The sequence below is a fragment of the Teichococcus oryzae genome, assembly GCF_008386565.1.
Lineage (GTDB): Bacteria > Pseudomonadota > Alphaproteobacteria > Acetobacterales > Acetobacteraceae > Pseudoroseomonas > Pseudoroseomonas oryzae.
This window is the reverse complement of sequence record NZ_VUKA01000007.1, coordinates 60,501-75,197: the sequence shown is the minus strand read 5'-3', so window position 1 is coordinate 75,197 and position 14,697 is coordinate 60,501. Positions and strand designations below refer to the sequence as shown.

General features: G+C 70.2%; 14 protein-coding genes. 2 read left to right on the top strand and 12 right to left on the bottom strand.

Translation table 11 applies throughout. From position 1 onward, the window contains the following. Position 1: 1 nt before the first annotated feature. The 8 genes from modA to F0Q34_RS14255 all read right to left on the bottom strand — a co-directional run bounded on the left by modA (position 2) and on the right by F0Q34_RS14255 (position 7,521). Positions 2–787 (bottom strand): molybdate ABC transporter substrate-binding protein, encoded by a 786-nt coding sequence (gene modA / locus F0Q34_RS14290; protein ID WP_149812900.1) that lies wholly within the window; start codon positions 785–787, stop codon positions 2–4. 333 nt (positions 788–1,120) lie between these two features. Beyond that, on the bottom strand, positions 1,121–1,636 hold the full coding sequence (locus tag F0Q34_RS14285) for a flavin reductase (protein ID WP_206668029.1): 516 nt from the start codon (positions 1,634–1,636) through the stop codon (positions 1,121–1,123). A gap of 136 nt (positions 1,637–1,772) precedes the next feature. Next, the gene (locus F0Q34_RS14280; protein ID WP_149812898.1) at positions 1,773–2,723 is read right to left on the bottom strand and encodes an MYG1 family protein; all 951 of its coding nucleotides are present in this window, start codon (positions 2,721–2,723) and stop codon (positions 1,773–1,775) included. Then, positions 2,720–3,598, bottom strand: coding sequence for a DeoR/GlpR family DNA-binding transcription regulator (locus tag F0Q34_RS14275; protein WP_149812897.1), 879 nt, complete (start codon positions 3,596–3,598; stop codon positions 2,720–2,722). Before F0Q34_RS14275 ends, F0Q34_RS14280 begins: the two co-directional genes overlap by 4 nt. Positions 3,599–3,762: 164 nt before the next feature. Then, positions 3,763–4,158: a hypothetical protein gene (locus F0Q34_RS14270; protein WP_149812896.1), complete on the bottom strand. Its 396-nt coding sequence runs from the start codon at positions 4,156–4,158 to the stop codon at positions 3,763–3,765. A gap of 183 nt (positions 4,159–4,341) precedes the next feature. Then, a complete protein-coding gene (locus F0Q34_RS14265; RefSeq protein ID WP_149812895.1) occupies positions 4,342–5,112 on the bottom strand; it encodes an SDR family NAD(P)-dependent oxidoreductase in 771 nt (256 codons plus the stop codon). Positions 5,113–5,270: 158 nt separating this feature from the next. Further along, positions 5,271–6,830, bottom strand: coding sequence for a GMC family oxidoreductase (locus tag F0Q34_RS14260; protein ID WP_149813017.1), 1,560 nt, complete (start codon positions 6,828–6,830; stop codon positions 5,271–5,273). Positions 6,831–6,957: 127 nt separating this feature from the next. After that, positions 6,958–7,521, bottom strand: coding sequence for a phosphatase PAP2 family protein (locus tag F0Q34_RS14255; RefSeq protein ID WP_149812894.1), 564 nt, complete (start codon positions 7,519–7,521; stop codon positions 6,958–6,960). A gap of 129 nt (positions 7,522–7,650) precedes the next feature. Between F0Q34_RS14255 and F0Q34_RS14250 the strand changes: the two genes are divergently transcribed. After that, positions 7,651–8,139, top strand: a complete 489-nt coding sequence (locus F0Q34_RS14250) for a CreA family protein (protein WP_149812893.1) — start codon at positions 7,651–7,653, stop codon at positions 8,137–8,139. A gap of 10 nt (positions 8,140–8,149) precedes the next feature. Here the strand turns inward: F0Q34_RS14250 and F0Q34_RS14245 are convergent, their stop codons facing one another. Further along, positions 8,150–9,499, bottom strand: a complete 1,350-nt coding sequence (locus tag F0Q34_RS14245) for a sigma-54-dependent transcriptional regulator (RefSeq protein ID WP_149812892.1) — start codon at positions 9,497–9,499, stop codon at positions 8,150–8,152. Continuing rightward, positions 9,499–11,310, bottom strand: a complete 1,812-nt coding sequence (locus F0Q34_RS14240) for a sensor histidine kinase (RefSeq protein ID WP_149812891.1) — start codon at positions 11,308–11,310, stop codon at positions 9,499–9,501. The genes F0Q34_RS14245 and F0Q34_RS14240 overlap by 1 nt, the downstream gene beginning before the upstream one ends. 255 nt (positions 11,311–11,565) lie before the next feature. On the opposite strand from F0Q34_RS14240, the gene F0Q34_RS14235 reads away from it, so the two are divergent. Beyond that, positions 11,566–12,903, top strand: a complete 1,338-nt coding sequence (locus F0Q34_RS14235) for a dicarboxylate/amino acid:cation symporter (protein WP_149812890.1) — start codon at positions 11,566–11,568, stop codon at positions 12,901–12,903. Positions 12,904–13,032: 129 nt separating this feature from the next. On the opposite strand, the gene F0Q34_RS14230 is transcribed toward F0Q34_RS14235, so the two are convergent. Then, positions 13,033–13,752: an MlaA family lipoprotein gene (locus F0Q34_RS14230; RefSeq protein ID WP_161600884.1), complete on the bottom strand. Its 720-nt coding sequence runs from the start codon at positions 13,750–13,752 to the stop codon at positions 13,033–13,035. 130 nt (positions 13,753–13,882) lie between these two features. Beyond that, positions 13,883–14,668, bottom strand: a complete 786-nt coding sequence (locus F0Q34_RS14225) for a phosphocholine cytidylyltransferase family protein (RefSeq protein WP_149812888.1) — start codon at positions 14,666–14,668, stop codon at positions 13,883–13,885. Positions 14,669–14,697 lie beyond the last annotated feature (29 nt).

Genomic DNA, 14,697 nt, shown 5'->3' with positions numbered 1-14,697 from the left:
GTCAGGGCTCCCGCACGGCAAAGCCGAAGCGGCGGAAGATGGCTGCGGCCTCGGCGCCCGCGGCGAAAGCCAGGAAGCCGCGCGCGGCGGGGTTCGCGGCGGCCCGGCGGGTCAGCGCGAAAGGATAGGTCACCGGCGGATGGCTTTCGGCCGGAAACGTCCCGACCAGCTTCACCGCCCTGGAAGCCGCCGCATCCGTCGCATACACGATTCCGAGGGGGGCCTCCCCCCGCTCCACCAGCAGCAGGGCGGATCGCACATTGTCGGCCCGTGCCAGGCGTGGCGAGACGCGCTCCCATTGCCGCATCCATTCCAGTGCCGCCCGGGCATATCTGCCGGCCGGCACGTTGGACGGATCGCCGGTCGCGATGCGGCCATCCGGGCCCGCGAGGGCGAGCAGGTCGGTGTCGCGCCCCAGGCGCAGCGGCGGCAGCGGCGAATCCGCCGGCGCCACCAGCACCAGGGCATTGGCGAGCGGGCTTGTCCTGGTTTCGTTCACGATCAGCTGCCGCTGCTGGACGTAATCCATCCAGGGCTCGTCGGCGGAGGCGAACAGGTCGGCCGGCGCACCCTGCTCGATCTGCCGCGCCAGCGCGGAAGACGCGGCGAAGGAGAAGCGCGGGGCGCCATGGCCCTTGGCGGCCCAGCTTTCGCCCAAGGCCCGCATGGCATCGGCCAGGCTGGCGGCGGCGAATACGAGAAGCGTGTCCTGCGCCCGCGAGGGGCCGGAACGGCCGGCGAGCAGGCCGGCCGCAGCCAGACCGGCCAGGATGAAACGGCGGTGCATGCGGCCCACGGCTCCGGGCGTTGTTCCCGCTTGGCTATATCGACGGGGCGCCATGGCGGCAAGATGGCGCCGAACATGAAAAAAGGCCCCGGGGATCATGCCCCGGGGCCTCCAGCATTGCTTGCGGGTGAACCCGCAGCCTCAGGCCTAGACGGTCTTGGTCGTCAGGGCGATCCAGGAGGCAGCAGGCACCGACTTCAAACAATGAGACACTGGATCACCTCCTTTCGGTTGTTGCGGACTGGAGGGAAGAATGGTGGCGGCCCTGCCCCGTTGCAAGGTTCGCCCGGCGCTTCGGGCGTCATGGGAAGCCACAACAACAGGGGGCGATGATCAGGCGCCGGGAAGCACCGCGACCGGCAGGGTCACGATCTGGCGATAGCCGCGGCGGAAATACACCAGCCCATCGGGCTCGCCCTCCGTGACGCGCAGGCCGGCCACCTCGCCCAGGAACACGGTGTGGGTGCCTGCCTCCACCGCCTGGACGACGCGGCAGTCGAACGACACCGGCGCTTCCTCCAGCACGGGGGAGCCGGTGGCCAGCCGCGACCAGGAACCACGGGCGAAGCGGGCGGCCATGTTTTCCCGGCTGTTGGCGAACAGGCTGGAGATGTCCTGATGCGCGGCCGCCAGCACATTGACGCAGAACACGCCATTGCGCTTGATCATGCCGTTCAGCCGCGCCGAATGGTTGATGCAGGTCAGCAGCGTGGGCGGCGTGTCGGTGACGCTGCACACGGCGGAGGCGGTCATGCCGCCGCGCCCGGCCTCGCCATCGGTGGTGATGACGTTCACCGCCGCCGCCAGATGCGACATCGCCGCGCGGAAGGCCTGCTGGGTCACGCTCATCATCATTCTCCGTCACTTGATCCGCCCGCCGGCGGGCGGCCAGGCCGTCTGCCGGCGGGCGGACCCGCTGCCGCCCCATGCTGACGCGAAGCGGCAGGGGAAGAAAGTCCCCGAAAGGAACTCCCCGCCGTCGGCTTCAGGCACCGCCCAGAGCCATCGCCGCCCGCGCCATGGCCAGCGCGCCCTGGCGGGAGCCGGCGCTGCCGATGAAGCGTTTCACATGCACGAAAACGGCATCCGGAATTCCGCTGGCCGCCACCAGGGGCGGCCCCTGCAGGCCCGCCCAGGCTTCCGGCAGCGGCAGGCGCTGCGCGAAGGAGCCGGGCTCGGGCGGCATGGCGTCCACCATCCAGTTGCCGTTGGGCACCGGATAGATGGCGTAAAGGATCGGCCAGCCCTGGCGGAAGGCCAGGGAGCGCCAGGGCAGCTTGCGGTCCATCACCAGCAGGCGCGGGTCGTCCCCGGCTGCATGGGCGGCCAGCACCTCCACCTCGCCCGCCAGCTTGGCCCGCACCATGTTGACGCGCCGGCGCAGCACGGCCTCGCACAGCGCCGAGGCTTCGCGGAACAGCGCGTCCTCCGCCGCCATGTCGCCCAGCGCGGGGGAGTCCCAGGGCGGGTTGAAATCCCCCACCAAAGCGCCGAGGCCCAGCGTGTCATCGCGCGGGCCGACGCCATTGTCGATGGCATCGACCCGGCGGATGATGGAATCGTCGATCGACGCGGCGACCTGCGGCGCCAGTGCCTCCGCCGCCTCGCCCAGCGGCCGCAGCAGGGCGCGCGTCGCGTCCACGCCGTAGCGCTGCCAGACCAGCCCGGCGGCGGAAAAGGGCAGGCCATCCTCCCGCACGGGCGCCCCGCGCTGGTGGTGATCGAACCGCCCGGCCTCGGCGTCATGCACCAGCCCGACATCGAAGGCGATGTCGGCCCGGGCGATGATGTCCGCGTCGCGGGTCCGGATCAGGGTGTGGTCGATGCCGGCTTCGCCAAGGCCCAGGGCCAGCCGCAGCACGGCATAGGCCAGGGCGTCGTCGCAATGGAAGCCGCCGCTATGCGTGACCAGGAGCGGGGTAGGGGCAGAGTTCAACGCTTCGGACTTCCATGCGGCAAGGGATCAGGGTCGGTGTCGGGGGCGGGTTGTAGGGCGTGGGGCGGATCTCCGCCATGCCAGGCGGCAAAGGCCGCGCCAGGCGCGGCCTGGGCGGCAGGGGCCAGGGTCACCTCCACCCCGGCCTCCCGCAGCGCCTCCGCCAGCTTCGGCGGCGGCGGCCGGTCGGTCACCAGCCGCGCGATCCGGGACAGGGGCCCCAGGTGGAACAGCGGCTCGCGGCCGAATTTCGTGGCATCGGCCAGCACGGTCAGCCGCGTGGCGCGGGCCATCATGGCGCGGGCGATCTCGGCCCTTGCCAGGTCGGACAGGGCGATCCCGCCCGCGCCGACGCCGTCAACGGTGAGCACCGCGTGCCGCGGCGCGAAGCCGGCGACCTGCTGCAGCACCATGGAGCCCAGATTCTCGCCCGCCTCGTGGCGGTGCTCGCCGCCCAGCAGGAAGGTGGCGCCGGACTTGCCGCGCGAACAAAGCTGGGCGACGGCGACCGAGTTGGTGATCACCGTCAGGCCTTCCCGCTGCGCCAGCTCGGCGGCCAGCGTCATCGTGGTCGAGCCGCCATTGACGAACAGCGACTCCGCCGGCCCGAACAGCGACGCGGCGCGGCGGGCGATGGCCCGCTTGGCTTCCAGGTTCTCCACCATGCGGGGGCGGAAGGCGCCGTCCCCGGCCAGGTCCGGCAAGGCGGCCCCGCCATGGAACTTGCGCAGCCGGTTGCGCGCCGCAAGCTCGGTCAGGTCCCGCCGGATGGTTTCCTGCGATGCGCCCAGGCGCTGCGCCAGCTCCTCCACGCTGATGCGCTGCTGTTCCAGCAGCAGTTCCATGATCCTGTCCCGCCGCGCATTCAGCCGCATCGCCGTCCTGTTCCGTTCCGCCTCATGGCCATGCTTTTCCCCTCAGCCGGAGCGGCAGGGCGGCGGAACGCAGCCGCTGATGTGCTCCGCATGATCCTGCGGGGTTTTCCACAGGCTTGCCCACGGGGCTTTCCACGCAAACTGGGGATATCCTCAAGCAGGGCTCAGGAGGCGCGGCCCAGCCGCAGCTCGGCCACCACCTGCCGGAGGGTTGCCGCCTTGCCGGCGATCTCCGGGCGCAGCTGGTGCATCTGCAACATGGCATGGCTGGTCGCCGTTTCGGGATCGCCGCCATCCACCAGTTGCGAGGCGCGGGTCAGGAAGCCCTCCATCGCCTCGGGCGAGGGGGTGGCTCCCTTGGCGGCGGCTTCGTCGATATGCAGCAGAAGGGTGCTGAAGGCGCGCAGCCAGGTGAAGGCCGGATCATGCATCACCGCCTGCAACAGCGCATAGGGATTGCTGGCCAAAGGCGTGCCGGAGGCCTGGGCGTTCAACAGGGCCCGGTGCAGATCGGCGATGGCGGCGGCGAGCCGGCGGTGCGGGGGCGGGTTGGGCGGCATGGCGAGGGCTCCAGGCGGACAGGCGGCGTCCGGCCGGCCCTGGCGGCCATGCCGGCTGCCGGCAGGGCACGGACCAGAACGCCGGCGGCGGGCGAACATTGCAGACCAGGCTGCGCAGGGCGACCGCCGCTGCGCGCTTCAACCACTAGCGCCCCGAAGCGCGCCTGTCAGGAGCCGGGGCGTTCAGGCGCCGCCCCAGTTCATGGTCAGCCCGCCATCGATCACCCAGGTCTGGCCCGTGACATAGGCCGCGTCGTCGGATGCCAGGAACAGCGCCACCTTCGCCACCTCCTCCGGCTGCCCGGCGCGGTGCAGCGGGATGGCCGCGAAGGATTTCTCGCGCGCTTCAGGGTCGTCGATGCGCTCCTGGGTCATGGCGGTCTCGATCATGCCGGGGGCGACATTGTTCACCGTGATGCCGTGTTCCGCCACCTCCCGCGAAAGGGACCGGCAAAGCGAGCCCAGCCCGGCCTTGGACATGCCATAGGGCGCGCTTTCCGGCGTCGGCAGATGCTGCGCCACGGAGGAGATGGTGACGATGCGGCCGCCGCCGCCCTGCTTCAGCCGCTGTCGGAGAAAGGCGCGGCAGCAGAACAGCGGCCCCATCAGATTGACCCGGAGCACGCTGTCCAGCACCGCGTCATCCATCTCGGCGACCGGCATGTTCTCCATGGATCGGCCGGCATTGTTGACCAGGATGTCGGGCGCGCCGAGCTCGGCCTCGAGCTTCGCGAACAAGGCCGACACCGCCCCCGGGTCACCGATGTCGCATTGCGCCACAAGCGCGCGCCGCCCGGCCGAGCGGATGCGGCGGGCGGTTTCCTCCGCCCCGTCGCGGTCGCTGCGATAGGTGACGCAAAGATCCGCCCCCTCGGCCGCGAACAGGGTGGCGATGGCCTGGCCAATTCCGGAATCGGCGCCCGTGACAAGGGCCGTTTTGCCGTGCAGCTTCATGCGGCGTTCCTTTTGCGCGAGATCGCGGGGGAAACGCGTGGTTGGCCGGAGGGTTGAGACCCGGTCCCTGAAGGCCAGTTCCCCGTGACCAGTTCCGGGTGGCCAGTTTTGGGTAGCCGGGCGGCGCCGCAGCGCCGCCAGCGCGGAAAGGCCGCCCTTCACATGCGGCGTGCCAGCATCTCGCCGATCATGACGCAGGTGAAGTGGAGGTTGGCGCGGCAATCGCTCGGCATGATGGACGCATCGGCCACGCGCAGCCCGTCCACGCCGCGCACCCGCAGATCGGGGTCCACCACGCCGCGCGGGTCCTCATGCGCGCTCATCGCGCAGGTGCCGGCCGCGTGCTGGATGTCGCCGGCCTCGGCCAGCATCAGCGCGTCCAGTTCGGCATCCGGCAGGGCGGCGGCGGCGGCGAAGGGCAGCGCCGCCTCGTTGAAGGTGATGCGGGGAGCGATGGCGGCGATGGCGGGCTGCGCCACCAGGGCCGCCAGGCGGCGCACCCCGTCCCGCAGCCTTTCCCGGTCGCGCGGGTCGTCCAGCATGTTCTCCTCGACCACCGGATTGGCGTCCGGATCGGCGGAGGCGAGCAGCACCTCCCCGCGCGAGAAGGCGTCATAAACCGACACGCCGATGGAGCCGAGGGGCGAGATCTCCCCTTCCGGCGCCAGGCCGCTGTGGTTGAAGGCGATCATGATCATGTCACGCTCGCCGCCGCCGGCCAGGCGGGACGAATAGGTCAGGCAGCAATTGGTGTGGCGGGCATCGGGATGGCGGGCACGGGCCCCTTCCGCCAGGTGCAGCGTTGCCCGCAGGATGGGATGGTCCATCAATCCCCGCCCCACCGCCGGCAGGTCGTGCAGCACGGGAATGCCCAGCATGCCGAGCCGCGCCGCGGCGCCGATGCCGGAGCGCATCAGGATGGCCGGGCTGTGGATGGCGCCGGCGCAGAGCACCACTTCCCGTGCGGCAAGGTCCTGCCATCCGCCGCCCTCGAAGCGGACCCGGACCCCGCTGGCGCGCCGGCCATCGAACAGCACGCGGTCAACATGGGCGCCGCCGCGGATCTCCAGGTTCGGCCGGCCCCGCGCCGGCTCCAGATAGCCGTCATTGGTGGTGACGCGCCGGCCGTCGCGGCTGTTGATGGGGTAAGGGGAGACGCCTTCGCCCCGCGGCGCGTTCAGGTCGGGCTTCCAGGGATAGCCGAGGCCGAGGGCCGCCGCCTTCAGGGCACGGTCCACCGCGCCCCATTCCGGCTCCGGCGTCCGGAACACCGGCAGGGGACCGCCAAGCCGGTGCCCGGGCCCGGTTCCAGTTTCCGCGTCATCCTCGATCGCGTCGAAAACCGGCAGCACGTCATCGGCCGACCAGCCTTCGCAGCCCTGCTCGGCCCAGGCATCGAAGGCGGCCGGAACGCCGCGGATGGCGATCTGCGCGTTCACCGTCGAGGAACCGCCCATGGTCTTGCCCCGCCAGTAGAAGCGCGGCTCCTGGACGCGGGTGCGGCGGCTTTGCAGGCCCGGCCATTGCCATTCCGCCTGATGGGCCGGATCGCGCATGAAGGGAATGATGTTGGCGGAGCGCAGCGCCGGGGGCGCCTCCGCCGCGCGCCAGTCGCGCCCGGCCTCCAGCAGCAGCACGCGGCGGGAAGGGTTCTCGGACAACCGTGCCGCCAATGGCGCGCCGGCCGACCCGGCACCCACAACAATCACGTCATACATCGGCAAGCGGGCCTCATGGGAGCGTCAACGGAGCCGCCCATCCTGCGCCCCGCCCTGCCGGGTGGCAACCGGCGGCGCTTCGCGCCCTTCCGCGCCGGATGCCCCCTGTCCTGCGCCCGGTTCCCGCTCAGCCTTCCAGGAGCCGCGAGAGTTCCGAGGCGATGCGCAGGATCAGGCCTTCGGCTGTCAGGCGCGTGCCATGCATCGGCAGCACCACCGAGGCCAGCACCGCGGGCAGCACCATGCGAAGGCCGCCCGGCGGCACCGGGGCGGCCGGCGCCAGCCGCGCCAGGGCGACCACCCCCGCCAGGCCCAGCGCGCCGCCCGCCAGCACCGCAGGCAGGGAATGGACATGCAGAACCAGCTGGCTCGTCGCCATCGCGGCCGCGCAGGCCAGGGCGAGGACGAGCGCCAGCAGGCGCCGCCGCATCAACAGCACCGCGAGCCCGCCATACAGGATCGCGGCCGAGGCGACATGCCCGCTGGGGCTGCCCGCCCCCCCGCCTCCGGGACCATCCGGCATGAGCCGGGCCGCCAGCTGCGCCAGGAACACCACACCCAGCGTGCCCCCCACCACCAGGGTCCAGGAAACGGCGCCCCGCCGCCAGCCGGATGCCAGCAAGGTCAGGGACAGCGCCAGGAAGGCGGGCAGGATCACGGCCAGATCCGCGAGATCGCTGAGGAACTGCATTCCCCCAGCCTATCGCAAAGCCCAGGCCCGGGCTTGCGCCACCCGGTGGCTCCGACGGCCTTTCACGCGGACTTGCGGCGCCCTCCGGGCGGGCCAAGATGGGCCGGACACAGCGCAGGAAAACAGAACATGGCATCGGACAAGGCGGCAAAGCGGGCGGCGCGGCGGGCGGCATTCCTTGCGGCGGGTCTGGTGGCTGGCCTCGCCCTGCCGGCGGCGGCCCAGACCCGCGTCGGGGAGGTCAGCACGACCTTCCGGATGATCGGCCCGAACGACAAGGTGGTGGTGGAGCGCTATGACGATCCCCGTGTGGGCAACGTGTCCTGCTATGTCAGCCGCGCCGACACGGGCGGCGTGTCCGGCTGGGTGGGGCTGGCCGAGGACCCGTCCCGCTTTTCCATTGCCTGCCGCGCGACCGGGGCGGTGAGCCTGCCGCCCGGCCTGCCGCAAACGGAATCGGTGTTCCGCCAGTCCAGCTCGCCCTTGTTCAAGGCCCTGACGGTGACGCGCATCGTGGATGCCGAGAAGCAGGTGCTGGTTTACCTGATCACCAGCACCAAGCTGGTCGACGGCTCGCCCTTCAACAGCGTCACCGCCGTGCCCGTGGCTGTTCCCTGACGCCGCGCCGTCAGCCCCCCCGCGGCGGGCGGAAGGCCGTCTGGTCGATGTTGTGCCGGCGCAGCTTGTCATAGAAGGTCTTGCGGGGGATGCGCAGTACCTCCAGCGCCGCCCGCACATCGCCTCCATGCGCCGCCAGCGCGCCGGCGATCAGCGACGCCTCATAGGCATCCACCCGCTCGGGCAGGGGAACAGCAGGCTGCGGCGCGGGCGGCGCCTGGTCCTCTTCCGCCAGCGCCAGCGCGACGCGCTCGGCGTAATGGGTCAGTTCCCGGACATTGCCGGGCCAGTCATGGCTGGCGAGGCGCTGGCGCACCGCCTCGCTCGGTTGGGGCACCGGGCGGCCGAAGCGCTTCGCCGCCCGCTCCAGGAAATGCGCGAACAGGAGGGGGATGTCGGCGCGCCGTTCGCGGAGGGGCGGCACCCGCAGGGTGACCACATGCAGGCGGTAATAAAGGTCCTCGCGGAAGACGCCCCGCTGGACCAGATCCAGCAGCGGCACCTTGGTGGCGGCGGCGATGCGCAGGTCGAGCCGGCGCACCTCATTGGTGCCGAGCGGCGCCACCTCCCGGCTTTCCAGCACCCGCAGCAGCTTGACCTGCACGGCGGGCGACATGGCATCGATCTCGTCCAGGAACAGGGTGCCGCCATCGGCGTGCTCGATCCGCCCGACGCGGCGCTTCTGCGCGCCGGTGAAGGCGCCCGCCTCGTGGCCGAACAACTCGCTTTCGATCACCGTTTCCGGCAACGCGCCGCAATTCAGCGCCACGAAGGGCCGGTTGGCGCGGTGGCTCCAGCGATGCAGGGCGGAGGCGACCATGTCCTTGCCGCTGCCGGTTTCCCCCTCGATCAGCACGTCCACATCGGTGCCGGCAATGGATTTCAGGGTTTGCCGAAGGCGCTCCATGGATGGGCTTTCGCCCAGCAGCGTAGTGTCCCCCGCGGCCTCGGCTACCGCCTGCGCGAGGCGGCGGTTCTCCAGCACCAGGCGCCGCTTCTCCAGCGCGCGGCGCAACGCCGCCATCAGCGTTTCGGCGGGGAAGGGCTTGGGCAGGAAGTCATAGGCCCCTTCGCGGATGGCGCCGACCGCCATGGGGATGTCGCCATGGCCGGTGATCAGGATCACCGGCAGGTCGGCGTCGATCTCCCGCAACCGGCGGAACAGCGCGAGGCCATCCATGCCCGGCATGCGGATATCGGTGACCACGACGCCGGGGAAGCTGTCATCCACCACCTCCAGCGCGCGCTCGGCGGAAGGCACCGCCATGCCGTGCAGCCCCGCCAGCGAGAAGCTTTGCAGATTGGCCTCCCGCAGCATCGCGTCGTCATCCACGAACAGCACGTCCAGCCCGTCCGCCATCAGCCCGCCTTCTCCAGTTCCAGCACGAAGCAGGCGCCGCTCTCGCAGGGCGGCGCCTCCAGTGTGCCGCCAAAGCCGGCCAGGATCTCGCGCGAGATCACCAGCCCCAGCCCCAGCCCCGCCGATTTGGTGGTGGTGAAGGGCATGAACAACGCGGCCCGCACCGTTTCCGCCAGGCCCGGCCCGTTATCCGCGACGGCGAGGCGCAGCCGGTTGCCGGAAGCGCCAGCCTCCAGCCGGATCCGGCCATCCGGCCGGTCCTGCAACGCCTCGATGGCGTTGCCGAGCAGGTTCACCAGCACCTGTTCCAGCCGCACCCGCTCGGCCCGCACCAGCGGATCGCCTGCCACCAGGACCTCCACGGCGATGCCCTGCTGCCGCAGGCGGTGGCCGAGCAGCAGCAAGGCCCCGTCAATAGCGGTGCGCAGCCCGACCGGCCCTTCGCCGGCGCTGGCCTTGCGGGCGAAGCCGCGCAGCTCCCCCGTGATGGCACCGATCCGCTCGGTCAGGGCGGCAATGGTTTCGAGGCCCTTGCGCGCCGCCGCCACGTCGCCCCGTCCGGCCAGAACGGCGGCATTGTCGGCAAAGGTCCGGATCGCGGCCAGCGGCTGGTTGATCTCATGCGCCACGCTGGCGGTGATCTGGCCCAGAACGGCGAGGCGATTGGCCTGCCCCAGTTCATCGCGCATGCGGTGCACCGTGGCCTCGGCCCGCAGGCGTTCCTCCGCCTCGGCGCGCAGGCTTTCATTGGCAGCGCGAAGCTCGGCGGTGCGGGCGCCGACGCGGGCCTCCAGCTCCAGGCGCAGGGCCTGCTCCCGCGCGCGCTCCGCCCGGGCGCGGCGGCGGCGGCCGCGAAGCCAGGCCAGGAGGCCGATGCCGGCGGCCCCCAGCGCGAGAACGGCCAAGCGCGCCGTTATCCGCACGGGTTCCAGCGCCGGGCGCAACGGCGCAAGCAGCGTGAGGTGCCACGCCATGTCGGGCACCTTCTCGGTCACCGCCAGGAAAGGCCCGGCCAGGGCAGCGGGCACGCCGCCGATGCGGGTGACAGTCCGGCCTCCCACGGAAGAAGCCTGTTCCAGCGACAGCTCGGCCAAGGGCGTGTCACCGAATTGCAGGCTTTCGCGGATGCTCCGCCGGCTTTCCGGCGGGAGGGGCCGGGTCACGCGGAAATGCCAGTCCGGCACGCTGGTGACGGTGACGATGCCCTGGGCGTCCGTGGTCAGCACGGGCTCCGGCAGCCGGGCCCAGGCTTCCTCCACCTCGGCGAACTCGGCCTTGATGACGATCACGCCGACGGGCCCCGCCGGGCCATCGAGCCGGCGGCTGAGATAAAGCCCCGGCCGGTTGCTCACCGTGCCCAGGGCGAAGTGCTCGGCCATTCCGGCCGCCAGGGCATCCCGGAAATAAGGGCGGAAGGCATAGTCGATGCCGACAAAGGAGGTCGGCTCCCGCCAGTTGCTGGCGGCCACCGCCATGCCGGACAGGTCCAGGGCATAGATCACGGCGGTCCGGGTGCCCGTGGCCAGGCGCTCCAGCTTCCGGTCGAGGGCGCGCAGCCTTCCGTCTTCCAGGGTTTCAAGCGCCCGTTGCAGGTCCGGATCCTGCGCCAGGATGACCGGGAGGCTGCGCTGCTTCTCCACCTCGGCGCGCAGCACCGCGACGCGCAACATCGCGGCGGAGCGGGAGGTGGCATCCAGATCAGCCAGCACCACCCTGACCACCACGCGGTCCGTGACCCGGTCCAGCAACACCAGTGCGAGCACCGCCAGCAGGATGGGCGCGGCGCGACGTGGGAGGCGCCAACTCCTCATGCCATGGCCCTGGCGGAAACCCGCACCGATCCGGCGAAATTTGTGCGCTTTTCCGCACAGGCCATCCTGGGCCCATCATTTTGCTGCATCGCAAACCTGTATAAGACCAAAGAGTTAATGCCGCCCGGCCCCGAGGGATCCCGGCTGGCACGGGCCTTGCGAACTCCCGAGCACGCCGCCGCACCCCGCGCCGGCGGCCGTGCAGATTGACGCCGGCGGCTGCAAGCGCCGCCGGCCCCCTCGGAGAAACGTTCCATGGCATTCGTGGACCAGGCCGTGGCGGCCAACGGGCCGCCGCTGAAGCGCAAGAAATTCTACCAGCACCTGTATGTCCAGGTGCTGATCGCGATCACCGTCGGCATCCTGCTCGGCCACTTCTATCCCGAGACCGGCGCCAGCATGAAGCCGCTGGGCGACGCCTTCATCAAGCTGGTGAAGATGATCATCGCCCCCGTGATCTTTCTGACGGTGGTCACCGGAATCGCCGGTGTGCGGGACCTCGGCAAGGTGGGCCGTGTCGCCGCCAAGGCCATGCTGTACTTCTTCACCTTCTCAAGCCTGGCGCTGGTTGTCGGGCTGATCACGGGAAACATCATCCAGCCCGGCGCCGACCTTGACATCGATCCCGCCACGCTGGATGCCGGCGCCGTCTCGGGCTACGCCGCCAAGGCGCACGAAACCACCATCACCGGCTTCCTGTTCAACATCATCCCGACCTCGCCGGTCAGCGCCTTCGCCTCGGGCGACATCCTGCAGGTGTTGTTCTTCTCGGTGCTGCTGGGCATTGCCCTCGCCTCGGTGGGGTCGAAAGCCGATCCGGTCATGACGGTGCTGCACTCGCTTTCGGCCGGCATGTTCAAGCTGGTGGAAATCCTGATGAAGGCGGCGCCGATCGGGGCCTTCGGCGCCATGGCCTTCACCATCGGGCGCTACGGCATCGGCTCCATCGCCTCGCTGGCGCTGCTGATCGGGACCTTCTACCTGACCTCGCTGCTGTTCGTGGTGGTCGTGCTAGGCGCCGTGGCCCGCTACAACGGGTTCTCGATCTTCAGCCTGATCCGCTACATCAAGGAGGAGCTGCTGCTGGTGCTCGGCACCTCCTCCTCCGAGGCGGCCTTGCCAACCCTGATGGAAAAGATGGAGCGTGCCGGCTGCAAGAAGTCCGTGGTCGGTCTGGTGGTGCCGACAGGCTATTCCTTCAACCTGGACGGCACAAACATCTACATGACCATGGCTGCGCTGTTCATCGCGCAGGCCTGCGGCATCGAGCTCAGCCTGTGGGACCAGGTGCTGCTGCTGCTGGTGGCGATGCTGTCCTCCAAGGGCGCGGCGGGCATCACCGGTGCCGGCTTTATCACCCTGGCGGCGACGCTGTCCGTGGTGCCGGCGGTGCCGGTGGCCGGCATGGCGCTGATCCTGGGCATCGACCGCTTCATGTCCGAATGCCGTGCGCTGACCAACCTGGTCGGCAACGCGGTGGCCACCATTGTTGTGGCGCGCTGGGAAGGCGAGCTGGACCGCGAGAAGCTGAACGCGGCCATGCGGGGCGAGCCGCAGCCGCTGCAGGAAGCGGCCATGCAGCCCGCCGGCTGAATCGGCCGCCAATGTTGCGCGGGGAGGGGCGGGGCCGCTGGGCGGTCCCGCCCTTTTCTTTGCAAGCCCGCCGGCGAATGCGGCAGCCACCCGGCCGCGGAACGCAGCCGCCCGGGCAGGTTCACCGCCTCACGGCGTCGCGCCAGGGTCTTCCAACACATCGAAGCCCTCGGGGGAGCTGCCGCCACGGCCAAGCTCGGCATCGCGGCGCTGCTGCCATACGCTGCGCAGCCGGGCATAGAAATCGAGGGAGCCGTATCGCAAATCATCCAGCCCCTCGATGTTCTGCTCGCGCACATCGATTCCATCTACCGTGCCACGGGCCAGGGTGGCCTCGATCGGCAACAGCCAGTTCACCGGATTCAGGAAGCCATCGCCGATCCACCCGACAAGATCCCGCGCATTGGATGGGCCGAGGATTGGCAGCATCAGATAGGGGCCGTCGCCGACGCCCCATTCATGGAAGGTCTGGCCCAGATCGCCGCGATGCCTGGAAAGGCCCCATTCGCCGGCGACGTCGTAGAGCCCGACAAGGCCAATGGTCGAGTTGAAGACAAAGCGCAGCACCGTCTCGCCCGCGTCGAGCGGCCGGAACTGCAGCAACTGGTTGGCGAAGATCCGCGGCTCATCCAGATTGTCCAGGAAGGCGCGGACCCGCCGCCGCCCCGCTGCCGGCACCACCTTCCGATAGCCCATCGCGACCGGCCGGATCGCCGCGTCGTCGACCGCCATGTTGAAGTCAAGCACATCGCGGTTGAAGCTTTCCAGCGGGTCCCCGGCAACGGGCGGGCCGGCGGGCTGGCGGGTTCCGCAGGCGCCAAGCAGCAGGGCCAGCGCGGCGATCGGCACAACCCGGCGCCAATTCCGCCACGCGGCCCCGGAAGCGACATTCCCCGCCGGCCTCATCGTGGAACGAGATGGGGAGAATCGCCGCGCCGCCTCATGCTCCCGGATGCCCGCGATGGAGGATGGATGCCCGCTAGGACGCAGCCGCAGCCCCTCCGATATGGGCCTGCGGCAGGAGCTTCCGCAAGACGTCATCGCGGGCGCGCGCGACATCCGCGGGGAAGTCGATCTCGATCCAGGGAAGGCCAGTGACATCCTGCGCCGCGAAGCGGCCTGGCTCGGCAAGGATGAGGTCGCGCAGCGCTTCCTCATATTCCAGGTCCACATGCCCCAGCCCCACATGCTTTCCGCAGCATGCGGCGAGGCTTCCGGCCATTTCCGCCGAAAGGCGGAAAAAGCCGACCGACTCGCCATACCAGTCATGCGGACGCTCGGGCAGCTTGCGGAAATCCACGATGGCGCCGCCGCGAAAGCAGATCTTCACGGGCTCGTCGCCCGGTTCGATCTCACGGTCAAGCAACAGGATGTTCTCGCCCGGCGCTTCCAGCAGGGCGGTGATCATGCGGTCATCATAAAGAACATCGCCATCCATCAGCAGGATGCGCCGCCCGCTCCGCAGATCCGCGTTCTGGACGGCCAGCGACAGCAGGCTTCCCCGGGTGAAATCGGGGTTGCGCACCAGGTGCACACGTTCCAGTTGGCCGAGTCTCCGCAGCTCGGCGATGATCGCCGCCTCCTGGTAGCCCACAGTGATGCTGATGCGGTCGATGCCGTGCCGCTGCAAGGCGGCGAGGTGCCGCCCTAGCAGGCTCATTCCCGCGAATTCCAGCAGAACCTTCGGCGCCTCGTGCTCGCGGCCAAGGCGCCGGCCTCTGCCGGCTGCGAGAATGATGGCGGTGGTCTGCGGGGCAACCGACAAGCTGGTTATTCCGGCCTTGGTTCTTGATT

Excerpts from the sequence above, each read along its gene's own strand:
- F0Q34_RS14260 (WP_149813017.1), bottom strand. The coding sequence starts at position 6,830 with ATGTATGACGTGATTGTTGTGGGTGCCGGGTCGGCCGGCGCGCCATTG.
- F0Q34_RS14235 (WP_149812890.1), top strand. The coding sequence starts at position 11,566 with ATGGCATTCGTGGACCAGGCCGTGGCGGCCAACGGGCCGCCGCTGAAG.
- F0Q34_RS14275 (WP_149812897.1), bottom strand. The coding sequence starts at position 3,598 with ATGCGGCTGAATGCGCGGCGGGACAGGATCATGGAACTGCTGCTGGAA.
- modA (WP_149812900.1), bottom strand. The coding sequence starts at position 787 with ATGCACCGCCGTTTCATCCTGGCCGGTCTGGCTGCGGCCGGCCTGCTC.
- F0Q34_RS14250 (WP_149812893.1), top strand. The coding sequence starts at position 7,651 with ATGGCATCGGACAAGGCGGCAAAGCGGGCGGCGCGGCGGGCGGCATTC.
- F0Q34_RS14255 (WP_149812894.1), bottom strand. The coding sequence starts at position 7,521 with ATGCAGTTCCTCAGCGATCTCGCGGATCTGGCCGTGATCCTGCCCGCC.
- F0Q34_RS14285 (WP_206668029.1), bottom strand. The coding sequence starts at position 1,636 with ATGAGCGTGACCCAGCAGGCCTTCCGCGCGGCGATGTCGCATCTGGCG.
- F0Q34_RS14270 (WP_149812896.1), bottom strand. The coding sequence starts at position 4,158 with ATGCCGCCCAACCCGCCCCCGCACCGCCGGCTCGCCGCCGCCATCGCC.
- F0Q34_RS14240 (WP_149812891.1), bottom strand. The coding sequence starts at position 11,310 with ATGAGGAGTTGGCGCCTCCCACGTCGCGCCGCGCCCATCCTGCTGGCG.
- F0Q34_RS14245 (WP_149812892.1), bottom strand. The coding sequence starts at position 9,499 with ATGGCGGACGGGCTGGACGTGCTGTTCGTGGATGACGACGCGATGCTG.
- F0Q34_RS14265 (WP_149812895.1), bottom strand. The coding sequence starts at position 5,112 with ATGAAGCTGCACGGCAAAACGGCCCTTGTCACGGGCGCCGATTCCGGA.